25 protein-coding genes and 1 riboswitch are annotated in these 18,432 nt (G+C 41.6%); of the genes, 21 read left to right on the top strand and 4 right to left on the bottom strand.

Annotation, left to right across the window (positions count from 1 at the left end; genetic code table 11):
• The first annotated feature begins 68 nt into the window (after positions 1 to 68).
• The 4 genes from BIV59_RS20570 (at position 69) to BIV59_RS20555 (ending at position 2,557) form a co-directional block, all read left to right on the top strand.
• Complete coding sequence (locus BIV59_RS20570) at positions 69 to 455, top strand: hypothetical protein (RefSeq protein WP_071353335.1); 387 nt, start codon at positions 69 to 71, stop codon at positions 453 to 455.
• A 135-nt stretch (positions 456 to 590) separates the two neighbouring features.
• Complete coding sequence (locus BIV59_RS20565; protein WP_071353334.1) at positions 591 to 893, top strand: hypothetical protein; 303 nt, start codon at positions 591 to 593, stop codon at positions 891 to 893.
• A gap of 101 nt (positions 894 to 994) precedes the next feature.
• On the top strand, positions 995 to 2,332 hold the full coding sequence (locus tag BIV59_RS20560; protein ID WP_071353333.1) for a ComEC/Rec2 family competence protein: 1,338 nt from the start codon (positions 995 to 997) through the stop codon (positions 2,330 to 2,332).
• 12 nt (positions 2,333 to 2,344) lie between these two features.
• Entirely contained in the window at positions 2,345 to 2,557 is a 213-nt protein-coding gene (locus tag BIV59_RS20555; protein ID WP_071353332.1) for a DUF3006 domain-containing protein, read from the top strand.
• A 132-nt stretch (positions 2,558 to 2,689) separates the two neighbouring features.
• Here BIV59_RS20555 and BIV59_RS20550 read toward each other — a convergent pair whose 3' ends face one another.
• Both BIV59_RS20550 and BIV59_RS20545 read right to left on the bottom strand, forming a co-directional pair.
• Positions 2,690 to 2,881, bottom strand: a complete 192-nt coding sequence (locus tag BIV59_RS20550; protein ID WP_071353331.1) for a hypothetical protein — start codon at positions 2,879 to 2,881, stop codon at positions 2,690 to 2,692.
• A gap of 205 nt (positions 2,882 to 3,086) precedes the next feature.
• Complete coding sequence (locus BIV59_RS20545; RefSeq protein WP_071353330.1) at positions 3,087 to 3,521, bottom strand: GNAT family N-acetyltransferase; 435 nt, start codon at positions 3,519 to 3,521, stop codon at positions 3,087 to 3,089.
• 103 nt (positions 3,522 to 3,624) lie between these two features.
• On the opposite strand from BIV59_RS20545, the gene BIV59_RS23840 reads away from it, so the two are divergent.
• The 12 genes from BIV59_RS23840 (at position 3,625) to BIV59_RS20490 (ending at position 12,353) form a co-directional block, all read left to right on the top strand.
• Positions 3,625 to 3,777 carry a hypothetical protein gene (locus BIV59_RS23840; RefSeq protein ID WP_170846214.1) on the top strand — a complete coding sequence of 51 codons (153 nt, stop codon included), beginning with the start codon at positions 3,625 to 3,627 and terminating at the stop codon, positions 3,775 to 3,777.
• 144 nt (positions 3,778 to 3,921) lie between these two features.
• On the top strand, positions 3,922 to 4,269 hold the full coding sequence (locus tag BIV59_RS20540) for a hypothetical protein (protein WP_071353329.1): 348 nt from the start codon (positions 3,922 to 3,924) through the stop codon (positions 4,267 to 4,269).
• An 89-nt stretch (positions 4,270 to 4,358) separates the two neighbouring features.
• A complete protein-coding gene (locus BIV59_RS20535) occupies positions 4,359 to 4,628 on the top strand; it encodes a hypothetical protein (protein WP_083392294.1) in 270 nt (89 codons plus the stop codon).
• 156 nt (positions 4,629 to 4,784) lie between these two features.
• Positions 4,785 to 5,303, top strand: coding sequence for a DinB family protein (locus BIV59_RS23385; protein WP_071353328.1), 519 nt, complete (start codon positions 4,785 to 4,787; stop codon positions 5,301 to 5,303).
• A gap of 24 nt (positions 5,304 to 5,327) precedes the next feature.
• A complete protein-coding gene (locus tag BIV59_RS23380) occupies positions 5,328 to 5,966 on the top strand; it encodes a response regulator (RefSeq protein WP_071353327.1) in 639 nt (212 codons plus the stop codon).
• On the top strand, positions 5,967 to 7,079 hold the full coding sequence (locus BIV59_RS20520; protein WP_071353326.1) for a sensor histidine kinase: 1,113 nt from the start codon (positions 5,967 to 5,969) through the stop codon (positions 7,077 to 7,079). It begins immediately after the preceding gene.
• Positions 7,080 to 7,191: 112 nt separating this feature from the next.
• Positions 7,192 to 8,130: an ABC transporter ATP-binding protein gene (locus tag BIV59_RS20515; RefSeq protein WP_071353325.1), complete on the top strand. Its 939-nt coding sequence runs from the start codon at positions 7,192 to 7,194 to the stop codon at positions 8,128 to 8,130.
• 21 nt (positions 8,131 to 8,151) lie between these two features.
• Entirely contained in the window at positions 8,152 to 9,273 is a 1,122-nt protein-coding gene (locus BIV59_RS20510; protein WP_071353324.1) for an ABC transporter permease, read from the top strand.
• Complete coding sequence (locus tag BIV59_RS20505; RefSeq protein ID WP_071353323.1) at positions 9,273 to 10,418, top strand: ABC transporter permease; 1,146 nt, start codon at positions 9,273 to 9,275, stop codon at positions 10,416 to 10,418. The genes BIV59_RS20510 and BIV59_RS20505 overlap by 1 nt, the downstream gene beginning before the upstream one ends.
• A gap of 275 nt (positions 10,419 to 10,693) precedes the next feature.
• Positions 10,694 to 11,092 carry a YybH family protein gene (locus BIV59_RS20500; RefSeq protein WP_071353322.1) on the top strand — a complete coding sequence of 133 codons (399 nt, stop codon included), beginning with the start codon at positions 10,694 to 10,696 and terminating at the stop codon, positions 11,090 to 11,092.
• 99 nt (positions 11,093 to 11,191) lie between these two features.
• On the top strand, positions 11,192 to 11,737 hold the full coding sequence (locus BIV59_RS20495; protein WP_071353321.1) for an SMI1/KNR4 family protein: 546 nt from the start codon (positions 11,192 to 11,194) through the stop codon (positions 11,735 to 11,737).
• Positions 11,738 to 11,954: 217 nt separating this feature from the next.
• A complete protein-coding gene (locus tag BIV59_RS20490) occupies positions 11,955 to 12,353 on the top strand; it encodes a VOC family protein (protein ID WP_071353320.1) in 399 nt (132 codons plus the stop codon).
• 107 nt (positions 12,354 to 12,460) lie between these two features.
• Here the strand turns inward: BIV59_RS20490 and tagU are convergent, their stop codons facing one another.
• The gene (gene tagU / locus BIV59_RS20485; RefSeq protein ID WP_071353319.1) at positions 12,461 to 13,393 is read right to left on the bottom strand and encodes a polyisoprenyl-teichoic acid--peptidoglycan teichoic acid transferase TagU; all 933 of its coding nucleotides are present in this window, start codon (positions 13,391 to 13,393) and stop codon (positions 12,461 to 12,463) included.
• 212 nt (positions 13,394 to 13,605) lie between these two features.
• On the opposite strand from tagU, the gene BIV59_RS20480 reads away from it, so the two are divergent.
• Genes BIV59_RS20480 through BIV59_RS20460 form a run of 5 tightly spaced genes read left to right on the top strand, consistent with a single transcriptional unit; the run spans position 13,606 to position 17,344 of the window.
• Entirely contained in the window at positions 13,606 to 14,391 is a 786-nt protein-coding gene (locus BIV59_RS20480) for a hypothetical protein (protein WP_071353318.1), read from the top strand.
• A 3-nt stretch (positions 14,392 to 14,394) separates the two neighbouring features.
• Positions 14,395 to 14,775, top strand: a complete 381-nt coding sequence (locus tag BIV59_RS20475) for a GntR family transcriptional regulator (RefSeq protein ID WP_071353317.1) — start codon at positions 14,395 to 14,397, stop codon at positions 14,773 to 14,775.
• Positions 14,772 to 15,482: an ABC transporter ATP-binding protein gene (locus tag BIV59_RS20470; protein WP_071353316.1), complete on the top strand. Its 711-nt coding sequence runs from the start codon at positions 14,772 to 14,774 to the stop codon at positions 15,480 to 15,482. Before BIV59_RS20475 ends, BIV59_RS20470 begins: the two co-directional genes overlap by 4 nt.
• Complete coding sequence (locus tag BIV59_RS20465; RefSeq protein ID WP_071353315.1) at positions 15,483 to 16,400, top strand: ABC transporter ATP-binding protein; 918 nt, start codon at positions 15,483 to 15,485, stop codon at positions 16,398 to 16,400.
• Positions 16,397 to 17,344: an ABC transporter permease gene (locus BIV59_RS20460; RefSeq protein ID WP_139194430.1), complete on the top strand. Its 948-nt coding sequence runs from the start codon at positions 16,397 to 16,399 to the stop codon at positions 17,342 to 17,344. Before BIV59_RS20465 ends, BIV59_RS20460 begins: the two co-directional genes overlap by 4 nt.
• 182 nt (positions 17,345 to 17,526) lie before the next feature.
• Here the strand turns inward: BIV59_RS20460 and thiW are convergent, their stop codons facing one another.
• The gene (gene thiW, locus BIV59_RS20455) at positions 17,527 to 18,048 is read right to left on the bottom strand and encodes an energy coupling factor transporter S component ThiW (RefSeq protein ID WP_071353313.1); all 522 of its coding nucleotides are present in this window, start codon (positions 18,046 to 18,048) and stop codon (positions 17,527 to 17,529) included.
• 120 nt (positions 18,049 to 18,168) lie between these two features.
• A riboswitch (TPP riboswitch) is annotated at positions 18,169 to 18,271 on the bottom strand.
• Positions 18,272 to 18,432 lie beyond the last annotated feature (161 nt).

The following is an 18,432-nucleotide window of genomic DNA, read 5'->3' as shown; positions in this document are numbered from 1 at the left end:
CCAACTAAAGTACGTTAGCTGAGGTTCTAAAAGCTAATTTCTATTATTTTAATTTATGGGTGGTTCTAATGACAAAAATGTTTAAAACTATTTTAATGACGCTAATCATAATATTACCTTTATTAATGGCTGGTAAATATTTATTGGATTTTTTATTTGCGGATATGTGTGGAAATGATATTAAGCAAAAAATCCCTTCTCCCAGTGGTGAGAATATTGCTTACATTTTCGAAAGAAGTTGTGGTGCGACAACGGGATTTTCACCCCAATTATCGATTTTAAATAAAGATGATGATTTTCAAAATGAATCAGGAAATACATTTAGGTCAGATAAAGATTTTTCGATTGAATGGCTTAATGATAAGAACCTAAAAGTTATCTATGATAAATCCTCTGAAACTTCCGAAATGGATAAAAAGGTGAATGGGATTATGATTGAATATACAGTTAAATAAAAGCCTGTTATATTCTTTTATGTGTATTATTAAATCAACCTCTACCTTTAACATAGCCTGCTAAAAAATCAGCAGTGCCGTTTAACAGAGCTTTAGATAAGCTGTAAGAATAAGAGAGAATCGGGAGTGAATACTTTGGGCAGTTTTATCATTGAGTTTCTTTTTGAAATTGCTGTTGAAGCATTTTTTCATTGTCTTCCTAAACGATCACGTGAAAAAATACTTGCCGGGCATATTAATAGATTAAGAAAAGAAGATTGGTTTTGTGAGCTTGAGAGGGATTACCGCTATGGATATATCATCACCCAAAACAGCAGGGTAAGGAAATTTTTAAGCAGAGAAAAGAATATTAAACTGATTACGAATGTGGACGCCGAAAAAGATAAATTCATTAAGCTAATTGAAGAGGAGCATCATAAGTTCACCGCGGTGCGTTAAAGGTTATAAATAGGAAAAAAGGAATTAGAGAAAAATTCCCTCTTGCGTTAAAATTAAGTAGATCAGTATAACAGCAACTTAGAAAAAAGAGGGGAACCATCATGAAAAAGAATTGGATTGCCGCCTTACTAACTGCATCTATTGCTTTGTTCGGTGCAGGCTGCAGCGGAGCAGATACAACAGCAAGCAAACCGGCACAAACAGAGAAGCCGGCAGACAGCAGCACCCAAGTGTCTGGAAATACTCCAAAAACGAAGGAAGAACCTTCACAATCTTCACCGAATGCTGCACCTGATGAGGGTGTGTTAAAGGTCTATTTTTTTGACGTAGGACAAGGTGACAGCACATTCATTCAGACGCCTAAGGGTGAAAATATATTAATAGATGGCGGAAACAATGATAAAGGGGACGATGTGGTACGCTATCTGAACCAGCTGCATGTAAATGAATTGGATGATATGATTGCTACCCATCCGGATTCAGACCATATTGGCGGGCTGGACACTGTCCTGGATCATGTAAAAGTAAAAAACGTATACACTCCGCGTGTTACTCATGATACGAGAACATATGGAGACTTTTTATTAGCCGTAAAAAATCAGGGACTTAAACTGAAGCAGGCAAAAGCAGGAGTCGACCTCGGGCTAAAAGGCGCAACAATGAAGCTTGTTGCACCGGTCAGGGATTATGGTTCCGAGATGAACGACTGGTCAGCAGTTGCCAAATTGACGTACGGGAAAAAGGGAACCTTCCTGTTTACCGGGGATGCTCCATTCCGCTCAGAAGATGACATGATGGCGTCCAATCAGGATATTTCGGCACAAGTGCTGAAGGTCGGCCATCATGGTGCCAAAACGGCAACGAGCCAGGATTTTTTGAATGCGGTGAAGCCTAAATATGCCGTTATTTCAGTAGGCAAAGGCAATAGCTACGGACATCCGACTGAAGAAGTATTGAATCTGTTAAAAGAAAATGATATAAAAATCTTCCGTACGGACGAAAGCAAAACCATTTTAGCGACAACAGACGGAAATGACATTCAGTTCAAGCCGGTTGCAGCTTTGACGCCAAATCATTCGGGCAGCAGAACCGCCGCCATCACTCCGCCGCCCGTTAAAAAACCGGCTATGCCGAAAACGGCTGTTCCGCCAGTTACGAAACAAACACAGCCGAAAGCCGGAACATTAAAGGCAGCGCTTGATGACAAAACGCCGCAGCAATATCATGATGTCCATTTAATGGTCACAGGCATAACAGGAGCCAAGTATACCGCAACCTTTCATTATAAAAGTAAAGACACCGTCTATGAAGGGACAGTAGGGACGCCGCTTGAGGTAAGAATAAGCAGGGCTGCTGCCGGGTATGAAGTAAATATAGACATTGAAGCAACATCCAATGGCAAAACCTATACCACTCAAACTTCATTTATCCCGCAATAAGGAGGGCTAGTAATGAAATATATTGTTGACCGTATCGAAGGAGAACTGGCAGTTTGTGAAAAAGAAGACAGATCTACAGAAGATATCCCGCTAAAAGAGCTTCCTGCAGGTGTACAGGCAGGAGACGTGGTGATCATGGAGAACGGAAAAGCATGGATTGACAAATCCGGGACGAAGAAGCGCAAAGCCTATATTGATTCATTAGCCAATGAGCTATTTGAATAGAGCCATGAGAAATCATGGTTCTTTTTTTTGCTCTGCTGATAAGAGCAGGCTGAGAACAGAGTACTGCGTAGCGGCACAAAGGGGAAATCCACACATGGATAAGGCCCTGCAAACATGCAGGGCCTCAATAACTCAATCCTTGTGCTGCTGCTGGCTAAGCCAGGAATCAACATGATCTAAATTAAAAACAATCATGCTGGACAGCGGTCTAAGATGCGGAATACTTTTATTAAGTATATGCTCAAGGATTTCTTCTTCAGTCAGCGGATAATTAACTGAATGAAGATATTTGATTAAGCTCTTGATGCCAACAACTTTTCTCATCTAATCACCTCCCGCCAAACCCTCTTTGCTGTAAAACAAAGAAACCTTAGTAGGAGGTATTAAAGAGAAATGCTGACTTGCTTACTAAGTAAATACCCTATTTTTATAGAAATACACATCAAGGAATTTGCGCAGCAGCGGGCTGCCATTATGACGAACAAATGAAAACAGGTGAATTCGTGATTCACCTGTTTTTATTGAACTATTACGCTAAGCTCATTGTTAGATTCCTTACTGAAAATCCCATTTTTTTGTAAAGTTCAATGGCGTGATTTTCTGAGAATACATTTAGACGTATTTCCCGGTTTCCCTCTTTTTTTAGACTGTCGATTCCTCTGTTCATTAGCTGCTTGGAGATCCCTTTGCCCCTGAATTCTTGTTTTACATATAGTTCGTAGATAAAGCCAATTGCTTCTTCCGTAAAGTGGTCTTTACTTTTACCTAATAAAATCCACCCCATCAGCTGATCCTCCTCGGAAGCTATTAAATAATAACAGCCTTTTTGCAGCAGAGGCTGAACTATCTGGCTGATTTTCTCATCAGTCGGCATGAAACTGCCTAATGTTCCTTCAAACAAGGCTTGCGGTGAAAGTCTCATAATTTCCTCAAGCTCATTTTCGGATGGTTTTCTGATTTCCATAGTACTCATTCCCTTCGTCCGGTTTCAGCGCATCATACATTTTTTTCCTATCTTTAAAATATCATAGTTTCGTACCATTTTTACCAAAAAGAGCTGCTTTTTAATGGGAAAATGGCAATTCGCTCGAATGGTCCGTGATTTGGCTCTAATGGAGGCGGATTTGGCTCTAATGAAGCTCGATTTCGCTCTAATCAAGGTGAATTTGAATCGATTATCCAATAAAATGGTAATTATTTTGCAGTATTCAGGTAAATGACCCGCTTTTTCTTATCTTGAAATTTGTGAAAGGACATGAAGAACCATTACTAGGGCTTAAAACACAATGAAACTATCATTTTTGAATGGGTATTGATGAAAATCCTCTCATCATATATTGTTTATATAAAAGGAGAGGAATAATATGGCAAGAAAGCTGGATTTTCAAGAAGATAAATTGGTGATTCATTTTACAGGGATGACGAGTGTTGCCGCTTTGAAAAGTATATTGGAGGTTCCTTATACAGCCATTAAAAATGTGAGCGTTGGAAGCTTTGACATCCCTTTGCTGAACTTCCGGGTAGGCACTTCAGGCTTCGGTGTGCGGGAAGGAAGATTCCTTGTTGACGGAGAATGGTGCTTTGTTTCATATGAGAAAAACAGTAATTTGGTCATCATGGAACTGGACGATCAGGAATTTTCGAAGGTCATATTTGAAACAGATGGACCGGAGAATGTGAAGGACGAAATTTTAGCGAAAGTTAAGCAATAGCTGAAAAAAGTACAATGTTATCAGATGACGGTTCCATTCCTATAGGCTTACCAAACAATTGCTGGTATCAGAAGGGGTGTTCTATAAAAATGCTTAGCAAAATATCCATTATATTTGCTGTTATTGGCGTTCTGTTCCTGGGTTCCTCTTATATTTATTCTGGGAATCTTGAATTTTTAATGATAACTGGAATTGGTGTATTGTTCATTGGCTTACTGTTAAGTTTTGGTGCTATGTTTAAAAGGGAACAAGGAAGCATAAAGTTTCTCGCCATTGCAGCGTTTTTCCTCTTTAGTTTTTTAATTACTGCGTATGATCCATTCCAGATTGTAAGATTGTTAACTTGGATTAAAAACTAATCAATATATGTTAAAAGGAGCCTGCTAATCAAGCTCCTTTTAAGTGTGCAATTTTTATGCAGGCAAGGTTCTCACCTTTTAGAGTCCCAGATTTATAAAAAAAGGAAAACACCCTCTTTGGATAGAAGTACTCTTTATCAGAGGAGTGTGATTTCATTGAAAAGAGAAGTGTTGAAGGTCATGTCGCTGCCGGGATATGAAGCTGAAATTGGCCGATGGTTATGGTGCCTGGAGGATGTCCGTAATACTTTATTGAAGGAAATACACGGAATCAGCCAGCGTGTGCTTGACGGGAAGGTTGATGAAAGGCAGAGTATTGGCTCGCTGCTTTATCATATTGCGCTGGTGGAGGCGGATTGGCTGTATACAGAAGTACTGGAGTCTGAGTGGGACCCAGAGATTCAGCCGTTATTTCCTTTTGAGTTCAGTACGGAAGATGGCAGGCTGACACATGTTGAAGGACAAAGCTTGGAGGAACATATTGGCCGCCTTAACATGGTGCGTGAAGTGTTTCTTTCCCATTTTCGCTCGATGGATTTGGCTGACTGGCAGAGGGCAAGGGTGCTGGCGCGTTATGATGTGACACCTGAATGGGTCGTGTACCATTTGATTGAACATGAATCCCATCACAGAGGACAGATTGTTCACCTGCTAAGAAAACTGCAGAGTCATTAAAGACCTTTACCTGGAGGGGAAACGGTGAAGATTAAAGTGCTTATTGCAGATGATAACTCTTTTATCCGGGAGGGCCTGAAAATTATTCTGCAGACCTATGAAGAATTAGAGGTTCTTGATACTGTGAGCAACGGACAGGAAGCAGCGGATTATTGCCGTGATAACCAGGTGGATGTCATTTTGCTTGATGTGCGCATGCCTGTAATGAACGGGGTAGAGGCAGCAAAACTGATTTCCGGTCAGACCAAAACAAAGATCATTATCCTGACCACATTTGATGATGATGAATTTATTTTGGATGCCTTGCGGAATGGGGCCATGGGGTATTTATTGAAAAATAATGAACCTGAGCGAATCCGCGAGAGCATCAAATGTGTGTATAACGGAAATAGCATTCTGCAGGATGTTGTTTTAGAAAAAATTAAATCGAATTTGACGGAGAATCAAGAACCGCAGGCGAAATTTAATGCGTCGCTGTTTACGGAAAGAGAACGCGAAATCATGTGTTTAATTGCCAAGGGCTGCTCAAATAAAGCCATCTCAAAGCAGCTGTTTATTTCTGAAGGCACGGTGGCCAATTATATCACGTCCATATTTGGAAAAACGGGACTTGAGCACCGGACGCAAATCGCCATTTATTATTTGACCGGGAAAGTGGATTAAATGGAGCGCTGGGTCATCCTTGCTAAACTGATGCTGGCCGTGTTCATTTCAGTAACCTGCATCAGAGCGGAATCAGGACGGCTGTCATGGGCGGTTCTTGCGCTCTTGGTTTATTTTTGCATAAACCTTGCCCTATATCTTGTTCCGAAAAAGCTCCGTATCCTGCTGCACGTTTTATCCATTCTCCTTTGCATTTTGTCTTATCATGCAGTGCAGCCTGTTTTTATTATCCTGCTGACATTGCCTATTATTGAGCTTGCCTGGATTCGTTTTCCTGGAAAATTAATCGTCCTTTTTATAATGCTTCCTCTATTTTATATCACAAAAGATATTCAGCTCATATATGGCTTCATAGCAATTCTGTGTTTCATGCTTTACTCGCTTTCTGTCAAACTCCACGAAACAGCGGAGAAATACGAAGCGCAATTGGACAGCATGAGAAAAGACATTGGCAGGCTGACAAAGCATGTGAATGAAAATGCTGCCTTTATAAAGCAATCTGAATACACCTTTAAATTAGAGGAGAGAAATCGGATTTCTCAGGAAATACATGATAAAATCGGCCATTCGATGACCGGGGCCCTCATTCAGATGGAAGCAGCCAAAAGGCTTATTGATACGGATAAGAAAAAGGCGGCAGAACTGCTGCAAAATGCCATCCATATTTCAAGTGAAGGCATCGAGGATATCAGAATGACACTGAAAAACATGAAGCCGCCCACAGAACAAATGGGCATTCATCAAATGAAGCTGCTCATGGATCAATTTTCAGCACAAAATGATATAAAAGCATGGCTCACCTATGATGGAAATCTGGACATTGTTACCCCAATCCAGTGGAAAGTCATTTTTGAAAATGTAACCGAAGCACTGACAAATGTGATGAAATATTCCCTTGCCACACAGGTATCCTGTGATATTAAGGTGCTGAATAAAGTGGTCAGAACAGAGGTCCGGGATAACGGGATAGGCGCTGTCATGATAAAAAAAGGGCTGGGCATCATTGGGATGGAAGAACGTACTGCCGCACTCAGCGGTAAAATCATCGTGGACAGCACACATGGATTCTCCGTAACCTCCCTCCTACCGATTACATCCCCGACAACCGCATAATCCTCACGTGAATAACATGAATTTTCTCATGCTTAAAGAATGAACGATTGCACTTATATCGCTTCATTCTTTTTTTTATACTTTATATATACCAATCATTCGGGGTGAGAAGATGAATGTATTAGAAATTAACAGCCTGACAAAAAAATTTGGCGATTTCATTGCTGTTGATAACATGTCCCTTTCTGTCGCTGAAGGTGAGATATTTGGTTTTCTTGGCGCGAACGGTGCTGGGAAAAGTACAACAATCAATATGGTGGCCGGCCTGCTTAGGAGCCATGAAGGAACGATATGGATTCTTGGAAAAGAAATGAGCAAAAACAGCCGGTTTGCCAAAATGAATATTGGGATTGTCCCGCAGGAACTGGCCATCTATGAAGAGCTGGCAGCATATGAAAATGTTAGATTTTTCGCGGGGCTATATGGGCTGCGAGGTGCTGAGCTGCATGAACGTGCCGCTGAAGCTCTTGAGTTTGCCGGATTAAAGGATAAACATAAAAGCTATCCGAAGAATTTTTCCGGCGGGATGAAGAGACGGCTGAATATTGCCTGCGCCATTGCACACAGACCTAAACTGATCATCATGGATGAACCTACTGTAGGGATTGATCCGCAATCACGAAATTATATTTTGGCTTCTGTCCGCAAGCTGAATGAAATGGGCTGCACGATTATCTACACAAGCCACTATATGGAAGAGGTCGAAGAGATTTGCTCTCGGATTGCCATTATCGATCACGGAAAAATCATTGCCGAGGGAACAAAGGAGCAGCTGACTTCCATCATCACGAAAACAAAGGATATTCTCGTTGAAGTAAAATCGGCAAACCCTGAAGAGATTACTGCGATGAAGGAAATTATGGGAGTAGAAAACGTCCAAATGGAAGAAAACCTGATCAAGATTACCTCTGATGCAGGAGTTAATAATTTGAACAAAATCCTGGAGCATTTTATAAAACATGGAATAGAGGTCCGGTCGCTGCAGGAAAAAGCGCCAAATCTGGAAACGGTATTTCTGACTCTTACAGGCCGGAGCTTGAGAGATCAATGAGTAAGGGAAGGAGGTTCTACTATGAACATTTTTAATATTGCTGTGAAGGAAATCAAACGGGATTTTCGCGATGTTAAAACGCTTATTTTCATGCTGGCCACCCCCCTTGTGCTGATGCTTGTGCTTGGAACTGCATTGTCGGGCGCTTTTTCGGCAAGCATTAAAGTGGAAAATGTGAAGGTTTTATTTGAAAGCCCTAATGATCCGGAGTTTTCCCGGGCCTTTGATCCTTTTATTACTGCTGCCAAGAAGTCGGGAATTTCCTTTATAAAAGCTAAAGACAAAGAGGAAGGAAAAAAGGCTGTCAGGCTGGGAAGATATGATGGATACATGGAAGCATCTCCTGATGGAATCCGGCTTTATCTGAACGGAAGCAACAGTATCAATGGCAGTATTCTGGAAGGAATGCTTGCTTCATTTGCAGGCAAATATAATCTGGCGCATGAAATTGCAAAAAACGTTCCCGAAAAGGCAGAAACGGTATTCGCTTCAGATATAAAGCAGGATTATATTGAAGAAACCTCGCTTGTGCCAAAAAAGCAGCAGGGTTCCATGGATTATTATGCGATGGCTGAAACCACCATGATTGCTCTTTATGGCGCCATGTCAGCAAGCTCCCTTATTTTAAGCGAAAGGGCAAGGAAAACTGGTGACAGGCTGATTGCTTCACCGGTGAGGAAGATTGAAATTTTCGCCGGGAAGATACTTGGAAATATTGTCATCAATACCCTGTGCATCACACTGGTAATTCTATTTAGCATCATGGTATTTAAAGCAAACTGGGGAAATCATCTTGGAATCGTTTTTCTAGTGCTTCTTTCTGAAATTATTTTTGCTGTCAGCCTGGGTATGGGCGTCAGTTACCTGTTCAAAGGAAATCCAGCTGCAAAGGTTACCATCATGCTGTTCGTTCAGCTTGCCTCTTTTTTTGGCGGAGCTTATTTTAAAATAGAGGGCGCCCAAGGGATTTTTAAGTTTATCACAGATTTATCTCCGCTAACTTGGGTAAATCACGCCCTGACTAAAATCATTTATGCGAATGATTTGCCGGCTGCAATCCCGGCTGCTGCCCTGAATTTAGGTGCAGCACTAGTTCTTGTTCTCATAGCTGTCATTTCCATGCACAGACGGGAGGGATTGTGATGGGGGATTTATTATGGCTGGTACGAAATACGCTGAAAATCACTTTTAAGCAAAAGAAAAATATCTTTATGTATGTGTGTATGCCGATTTTCGGAATTCTTATCTCATTAATGGCTTACAGCGGAAATCAGAAAATGGTTCTTCATGTCGGTGCGGTCAATCAGGACGGCAGTATGATTGCAGCAAATGCCATTAGTTTCCTGAAGGGTCTTGATCATGTAAAAGTGAGTGTAATCGACGCTGCAGACGTACAGGGTAAATTAATCTCAGGATCTCTGGATAGTGTGATTACTCTTGATAGCGGCTACGGGGAAAGTGTGCTGAATGGACACCCCAGCCATATACGGCTGACTTCGATTAAAGGGGCAGAAATCAATTCTTTTATCAAATCTTACCTATATCAATATAACGATAATATGGCAGCGATCGGCAGGGCATCAGGTGGTGACCAGCAAACATTCCAAGTGATTAATAACCAATACCAAAGCTCTGATTTTAAACTGACTACTAAATCCTTGAATGACACATCGAAAAATATCGGCATGACCCGCCAGGCAATCGGATTTCTCATTATGACGATGCTCATGGGTGCAGGAAATATGTCAGAAATCATTCTTTCGGAAAAACAATCCCGGACCTATTTCCGATTGCTTTCCACACCGGTCAATGCGAGGCAATATATTGCATCTAATATTATAGTCAATATGATTGTGATGAGTCTCCAGGTACTATTGACGTTAATCCTGATGACAGCTGTTTTTCATATTGATATTCTTATTCCATTCTGGGAAGCGGCTGCAGTCCTGCTGCTGTTCGCACTGATTTCAGTCGGCATTTCACTGATTGTGACTTCATTTTCCAATAGCAGAAACGCAGCGGGAGCTCTGCAAAATTTAATCGTCATTCCAACTGTCATGCTGTCAGGCTGCTTTTGGCCGGTAGAAGTCATGCCGGATTCCATCCAAAAAATAGCCGTTTTCCTCCCGCAGCGCTGGGTGCTTGATACACTCTCCAAATTGCAGGAAGGAAGCACACTATTGCATCTGTATTTAAACCTGCTAATATTAATCAGCTTTGCCTCTGTTTTTTTTCTGCTCGCCATCTATAAACTCAGCAAAAATAACGACACGAGAAACTTTGTGTAGGGGTGAATTAGAGCCGCAGCCATCATTCATGAGTGATGGCTGTGTTTTTTTTTGCATAATTGGGTTTTATTTTTCCAATTAATTGGATAATTGCGCGTATTTACGGTACCATTCGAGCCAAATATGCTTTGATTAGAGCCAAATCCCGCAGTATTCGAGCCAGATCGGTACTGATTCGAGCGAATTAAAATATTTCTCAGCAGCTGTTCAGTTTCGGCAGGGAAACACAAAGTAACTAGGGAATGTAAAAGTAAAAGGCATAGAGGGGGAGAGGTATGGAGCATGAATTAAAAGAGGTTATTAAACTATGTGATACTGCAATCAAAAAAGAAGATTTTGATACGTTGATGAACTATTATACTGATGACGCTATTTTGGTTGTAAAGGCCGGCCGCATTGCACGGGGCAAAGAGGAAATCAAACAAGCCTTCATTAGCATCGCCGCATATTTTAAGAACAGCTTGGTGCCGGAACAAGGCGAAATGGTCATTTTGGAAGCGGAAGATACTGCCCTGGTGCTTTCCCAGACGCTGCTTCAGGCTGATAAAGAGGAAACTGAATTTCCCATGGATAGAAGAGCTACATATGTGTTTAAAAGGAATGCACAAGGAGCTTGGCTTTGCGCAATAGATAACTCCTATGGCACAGATCTAATCAATAGCCTGGCACGTTAGCTATTAAACAAAAAGTGGATTTACAAGGCATTTAGAGAAGGAAATTTTTTTCTTTATGTCGAAAGTAATCTTTATCCGGAAAAAGGGGTGTAGAGAGTTATGAGAGGACTTTCCATTCAAAGTATGGTAGAAGATTTAAAAAGTAAACTCGATGAAGGCAGCATACTGAGCAATGAGGTGGGCGGGAAGCGAAAATGTGTGTTTAAGGAGCCGGGAGATGCTGAGGCTTTAGATAGGGTCATTGCCGAAACTGGCTGGCACATACCGGAGGATTTAAAACATTTTCTGCTGATGCATAACGGCGCAGATTTTTTTACAAATGAATACGGACCTGCTTTTCAAATCTTTTCCATAGAAGAACTGCGGTTCAATTTTGAATTGATGGTGCTTACCTTAACACATGATTCCCTGTCTGCTGCTGAGTACCTGCGGAATCATTGCTTTCCGATTGGCTATTTAACAGATGTAGGCCCGATTGTTATGGATTATAGCAAGCTCAAAAATCAGGGAAGTGAGCATATCCTGATTGTAGGCGCAGAAATCAAAGACTTGAATTGCGATTTTAAAACGTGGCTCGATCGGATGATACGTGTACAGGGCGACATGTATTGGGAATGGAGTGCCGAAACGGTTCTATTAGACTGACTGTATGATTTTCTTCAAAATAATAAGATTCAGAGACCGGGGCAATCTTTTGTTTTGGTCTTTTTTTTCGGTGAAAATTGAGGACTTGCATGATTAAATGGGAAAGCTGCATGATTTGGACTTCTGTCAATTAAGAACTACTTGAAAACTCTTACAGGATTAATTTCTAAATTACGGTGCTTTTATATTTGATTATACATATTTAGGAGGGATATAAATGATTTTTGAAATGACTGCACAGGTTAGAATAGCCAATATTGAAGAAGGGCAAAAGTGGTATGAAACACTGCTTAATAAGAAGCCTGATTTTACTCCACACGAGGGATTTGCTGAGTGGGAACTCATTCCAGGATGTTGGCTGCAGGTCGCAGAAGGACCTCTTACCGAGGGTAATGGACCTATACGTTTAGGAGTTACTAACATTGAGGCTGAAAGAGAAAGACTTATAGAAGATTTAAAGATTGATCGTTTTGAAATATATTCAAGGCCCGATGTACCAGTGAAATGGGGAACATTCACAGACCCTTGGGGAAATCGACTTGGATTTTTCGAATACTTAGATAAGGGCGAAGAGCAAGAACGTATTAAAACTATCATTGGAACAATAGAAATTTAAAAAGTTAGAAAGGGAACTCCGAGGGAAGTTCCCTTTCACAACAAAGTTTATGAAAACAGCGATTAAAAAAGCTGTTCGGATATAGTTTCCAAACAGCTTTTCCTATTTTAGTTCAGTTCTAATTGTGTTTTCATTTCTTTTTGGATCCGCTGCTTTTCATCGTCAGCTACGAGTCCGTAGTAAATTTTATTAATCATTTTGCCGGTTTCTTTGATGCTCATTTGCTGGATGTTGCTGCCGGCAGCTTTGTAGTTTTTCTGGATATCGATCATTTCCTTGAATGTTAGATTGGTTTGGACGTTTGCGCTCAAGGCCTTGAAAATATCTCCGTAATTGGCAAGGGTTGATACGCTTGCACCTTCATTGATGACCTGCTGGATGATTTCACGCTGCCTTAGCTGGCGGCCGAAGTCTCCGCGCGGATCTTCGTGTCTCATCCGGGAGAATTTTAATGCTCTTTCTCCGTTCAGCGTAACCGGTCCTTTTGGGAAGTGGACTCCTTCATAGGTGAAATCCAGGTCATTATTCACTGTGATTCCGCCAACAGCATCGACGATATCCTTAAAGCCTTCCATATTGATTTTCATATAATAATCCACCGGGATATCAAGGAATTTTTCGACTGTTTCCATCGACATTTTCACTCCGCCAAAAGCGTAGGCATGATTGATTTTGTCTACGGTGTTATGGCCGACAATTTCTGTTCGGGTATCACGCGGAATGCTGAGCATTTTAACGGAATTATTGTTCGGATTCACGGTCAGTACAATCATGGTGTCAGAGCGGCCGTGATCTCCTTTACGCTCATCGACGCCAAGCATAAGGACGGAGAATGGATCTTTCTTCGCCAGTGCTACTGGTTTTGCGCGTTTTTCGGATTTATCCCGGTCAATGGGTCTGTGCATCGTATCGACAGCGGCAGTTAAAGAGTGATAAACAGAGTATGCGTAAGCGCCAGCGGCTAAAATAAGCAATAGGACAATGATGCCAAGTACTTTTGGCCATTTCCTTTTCTTTCTTCTTCTTTTTTCTTTGCTCATGATCGTTTCCCTTCTTGTTTCATATCAATCTGTATTTAGATAATTATAGGATAGTGCGGAGCAGTTGAATAGAATTTTTTATCGAAAATTGTATTTTTTTACAAAGAACGCTTATTTTTGAAAAATGGGTTTGACACTTCTATTTGTCCCAGTGTACTATTTAACTAGAACACTAATATAACCAAAAAAATACAGTGGAGGTGCTGATTATTATGTTTGCGTTAAAAGGATTGCTTAAAAAGGAGTGGCTGATTGGAAAAAAGATGCTGTATGTACTGCTGTTCCTGCAGGCTGCCTTCTTTATCATTGGATATGTCTCGTCGTGGTATTTCCGCAGCTCAAGCGTGTTTACCCTGATGATGTTTATGATGATTTTATTTCATATGGGAGGCATACCTGCATTTTTGTGCTATTTGCTTTCGGCTGACGGGAAAACGCAGCTATGGCTGCATAATCCGAATTCCTCGTGGCTGTTGCTTGGTGCAAAGCTTATCATGAGCCTGTTTCTTCATTTCCTGTCTATTCTAGCCGCCTGTTTTCTTGCATATGTAGTCCTGCATTTTAGTGAAGATATTTTCAGAGGGGGAGCGAAAGTAATAGGTGAGCCAACATTTGTCGAATTGCTGATGCTCGCTGCCGCCGTTTCAGTCTCGAGCTTTTTTATCGGAGGCATCGTCCACTTGCTGTGGACTCTTTATCATTCACTTGCAAGGGTCAGAATCGTGAGAAAGGTCCGCTGGCTTGCTGCATTTCTGGGTTTTGCTGCAATAACTGTTTTATGGAACTGGATGACAACATTTGACTTTTATAAAAAAATGGAGAGCATCGGAAGTTTTCATTTCCATACGGTAAGCCATTTTAATATTACCTCCCATTCAGTAGGATTTTTAGCAGCAGATAACAGTTCTTCCATTATGATTCTCGCATTAAGGACCATTTTCTTCGTTTTTGCTTTTTGGCTATCAGCACGGCTTTTTGACCGAAAGATTGAGGTGTAAAACATGGCAGAGGAATTTCATTCTTCAAAGCCCATATATCTGCAGGTAGCAGACAGGATTTATTCCTCGATTGTGCGGGGCGAAATCTCGTATGGAGATAAGCTTCCGTCTGTGAGGGAAATGGCTGTGAATATGGGTGTGAATCCAAATACGATACAGCGGACGTACGCTGAGATTGAGAGGGAAGGCATTGTGGAAACGAAGAGGGGCCAGGGGACATTTGTCAAAGAAGATCCGGGGATTGTCTCTTCCCTGCAAAATCGCATGAAAAAAGAGCTGATTGAAACGTTTGTGGGCAATATGAAGGAGCTTGGGCTGACAGCAGACGAAATGGTTGAAGGCGTGCAGCACTACTTCATGGAAAAGGGGGGCAATGCAGAATGAGTGTCAGCTTAAAAAACGTGATTAAGCATTACGGGGGAACATATGCATTAAAGGATGTTTCGCTTTCCTTTGAGAAAGGGAAAATATACGGCTTGCTTGGTTCCAACGGCAGCGGAAAATCAACCATGCTTAAATTGATTTCCGGTTTGGCAAGACCCTCAGAAGGTGAAATCAGGGTCGACGGGGAGAAGCCAGGCAGAAGAATTGCCTCAAAGGTAGCTTATTTACCGGAAATTGATATTGTATATGGGCAGTTTACCGTAGCAGAGCTGATTGATTTCCATCATTCCCAATTTCCGGATTTCCATAGACAGAAGGCGGATGAAATGCTAGAATTTATGGGAATTGCTTCCATGTCGCGCATCGCTTCCCTGTCAAAGGGGAACCGGGGAAGGGTTAAGCTGGTTTTGGCCCTGTCCCGTACGGCGCCGGTTATTCTGCTGGATGAACCTTTTTCAGGATTGGATCCCATGGTCCGTGATTCTTTGGTCGCAAGCATGCTTTCATTTATCGATTTCGAGCAGCAGACAGTCATCATCGCTACACATGAAATCGACGAAATTGAAACCATTCTCGATGAAGTGATTTTGATTGATGCAGGACATATTATTGCCAAAGAAGAAGTAGAAAGCATCAGAGAGCTTCATGGTAAATCTGTGCTAGGATGGATGAAGAGTTGTTTTGAACGCAAAAAGGAGAGTGTTTGAGTGGAAACCGTTGTTTCATTAACAAATGTAACGAAGAAAATTAAAAACAAAACCATCATTGATGACATCAGCTTTGAAGTATATGCAGGAGAGGTATTTGGGTTCCTGGGACCAAACGGCGCCGGTAAGACGACTACAATCAGGATGCTTGTAGGCCTAATGCAGATTACCTCAGGAGATATCCATATTTCCGGGCATAGTGTGAAAACAAATTTTGAAGATGCCGTCAAGAATGTAGGAGCCATCGTCGAAAATCCGGAAATGTATAAATTCATGTCAGGCTACGATAATCTGAAGCATTATGCCAGGATGAATAAAAGCATTACAAAGGAAAGAATCGACGAGGTGGCGGAACTTGTCGGACTGCAGGATCGTTTGAAGGAAAAGGTAAAAACCTACTCCCTTGGGATGAGACAGAGACTTGGCCTTGCTCAAGCCTTGCTGCACCGCCCAAAAGTCCTGATTCTGGATGAGCCGACAAATGGTCTTGACCCGGCAGGAATCCGTGAAATGAGAGATTATATGAAGAAGCTCGCCCGCGAGGAGAATATCGCGATCATTGTTTCGAGCCATCTTCTTTCTGAAATGGAAATGATGTGCGACAGGATCGGCATCATCCAGAAAGGAAAAATGGTGGATGTGCAAAATGTCCGTGAAATCATGAAGGAAGAAAAACGCGCCTATCATATCCGTGTGAAGCCTCTGCAAAAGGCACACGATATTCTGCGTGAGTCATATCCTGAAGCGGATATTAAAGTATCTGGCCAAAATCTTGAAATCGATGCCGTCCAGATTCCTATCCCGCAGGCTATTAAAAAATTAGTAGAAAACGAGTGTGAAATTTTTGAGGCCTCTCCTGTACATGTTTCACTGGAAGATAAATTCCTCGAAATCACCGGTGAAGGAGGAGTCGCATAATGGGTTTGATTATAAACGAATGGGTGAAAATTTTTAAACGAAAAGCAACGATCATCATGCTTGGCCTGCTTGTGCTGTTTGTCCTGGGAGGAGCTATCACTCTAAATATTATCAATAAGCATGATGATGCAAAGCTGAATCCTAATTGGAAAACAGAGCTTAAAGCAGAAAACAAGCAGCTAGAAAAAGATATGAAACATGTTCCCGGCAATTCAGGCAAGAATTATATGAAAAAAAGTATTGCTGAAAATAACTACCGCATTGAACATAACCTTCCCGAGGATAACCATTATACAGCTTGGAGTTTTATGGATGATATGCGGAACGTCATCAGTTTAGTAGCACTTTTTACTATTATCATAGCAGCTGGCATCGTTGCCAATGAATTTAGCTGGGGCACCATTAAACTGCTCATGATCCGTCCTATCAGCCGTGTGAAAATCCTATTAAGCAAGTATGTGACGGTCGTCGGCTATGCACTTCTAAATCTTGTTGTTCTGTTTGTGCTAAGCCTCATCTTTGGAGCTATTTTCTTCGGGTTTGGAGAAACGTCTCCATATCTGGCTTATAGTGACGGCCACATTGTCGAAAGAAACCAGGTTTTGCATCTGATTGGTTCTTATGGGATTTCTTCTATATCGATGCTGATGTACACCACAATGGCCTTCATGATTTCAGCAGCTTTCCGCAATAGTTCGCTCGCAATCGGAGTATCCATTTTCCTGCTGTTATCAGGAGCATCTATTACAAACCTGCTTGCCATAAAATTCGATTGGGCAAAATACCTGCTGTTTGCAAACGTGGATTTATCTCCATACTTTGACGGCAATGCTATGATTGATGGGATGACTCTATCATTCTCGATCGTCATGCTGCTCATTTACTTTATTATCTTCCATGTTGTCGCCTTCCTGGCATTTGTGAAGAGAGATATCGCGGCATAAAATGAAAGCTTCAGATCTCGAGCCTTTTTGGGCTGGATCTGAAGCTTTTTTTGCGTTATATAGGTTGGCAGCAGTGAGAAGAGTCATTTAGCAGGGGGGATTTATTTTTTTATTTCCAATTAAATGGATAATTGGTTGTATTTCCGTTTGATTAGAGCCAAATCCCCTATGATTCGAGCAAATTACATTTTGCGGTTTACCATGTCGTTTTCAAATATCGTTTTCTTCAAGTAGCTGTTTTTCAAAAGTACTTTTAATAGAATAAAAGCAATGATGGCGCCGGTGAAGGAGCTTAGTATGAACGCAGGCAGGAATCCGAACAGGGCAATTTTTTTGCCGAGAAACAAAAGGGCGATCGGATAGCAGCAAAGAGACCCGATGACACCGGTGCCTATGACCTCCCCGAGGCAGGCAAAAGCCACGGCCTTCGTTTTTTTATACAAAATGGAGGCAAGAAGGGCGCCGATCATGCTGCCCGGAAAAGCAAAGATCGAACCTGTTCCTGTCAGGTTGCGAAGCAGGGAAACGGTAAATGCCCCGGCAACCGCATAAGCTGGCCCGAGCATGACGGCAGTGAGAACATTGGCCAGATGCTGAATCGGGAAAATTCTCGCTGCACCGGCTGGGATATAAACGAAAGAACTGCTGGCCGCCGTTAATGCAGTAATCATGGCTGTAAGTGTAAGCTTTTTAATATTGTTCAAAGAAATCCTCTCCTTTTAATTATTTGTCCAGCAAGTTTCAGCAGGGCACTGAGAGGAGACATGGTATTAAAACAAACAAAAAACCCCGCTTTGAAAAAAAGCAGGGTACGATCTCATCTATAAATCGGCAATCCGCTTTCCTCCGCCGGCATGACCCGGTTCAGGTTCAAAGGGTTTAGAACAGTGTTCAATCTCAGCCGAAAAGGCTCCCCTAGCTTAAACTCGCTATCCAATTATTAGCATCATATCATGCGAGAGGATAAATGTAAGCAGAAATTTAACGAATAGATTGTCAGGGAAACATTTCAGCAAAGTTTTACATTGGAAAAAATCATCCTAAAAGAAGGATGATTTTTTTATAACTATTTTAAGAATACCTTGCAT

The organism is Bacillus sp. MUM 13, assembly GCF_001866725.1.
Taxonomy (GTDB): domain Bacteria; phylum Bacillota; class Bacilli; order Bacillales; family DSM-1321; genus Peribacillus.
This window is presented reverse-complemented; position numbering and strand designations above follow the sequence as displayed.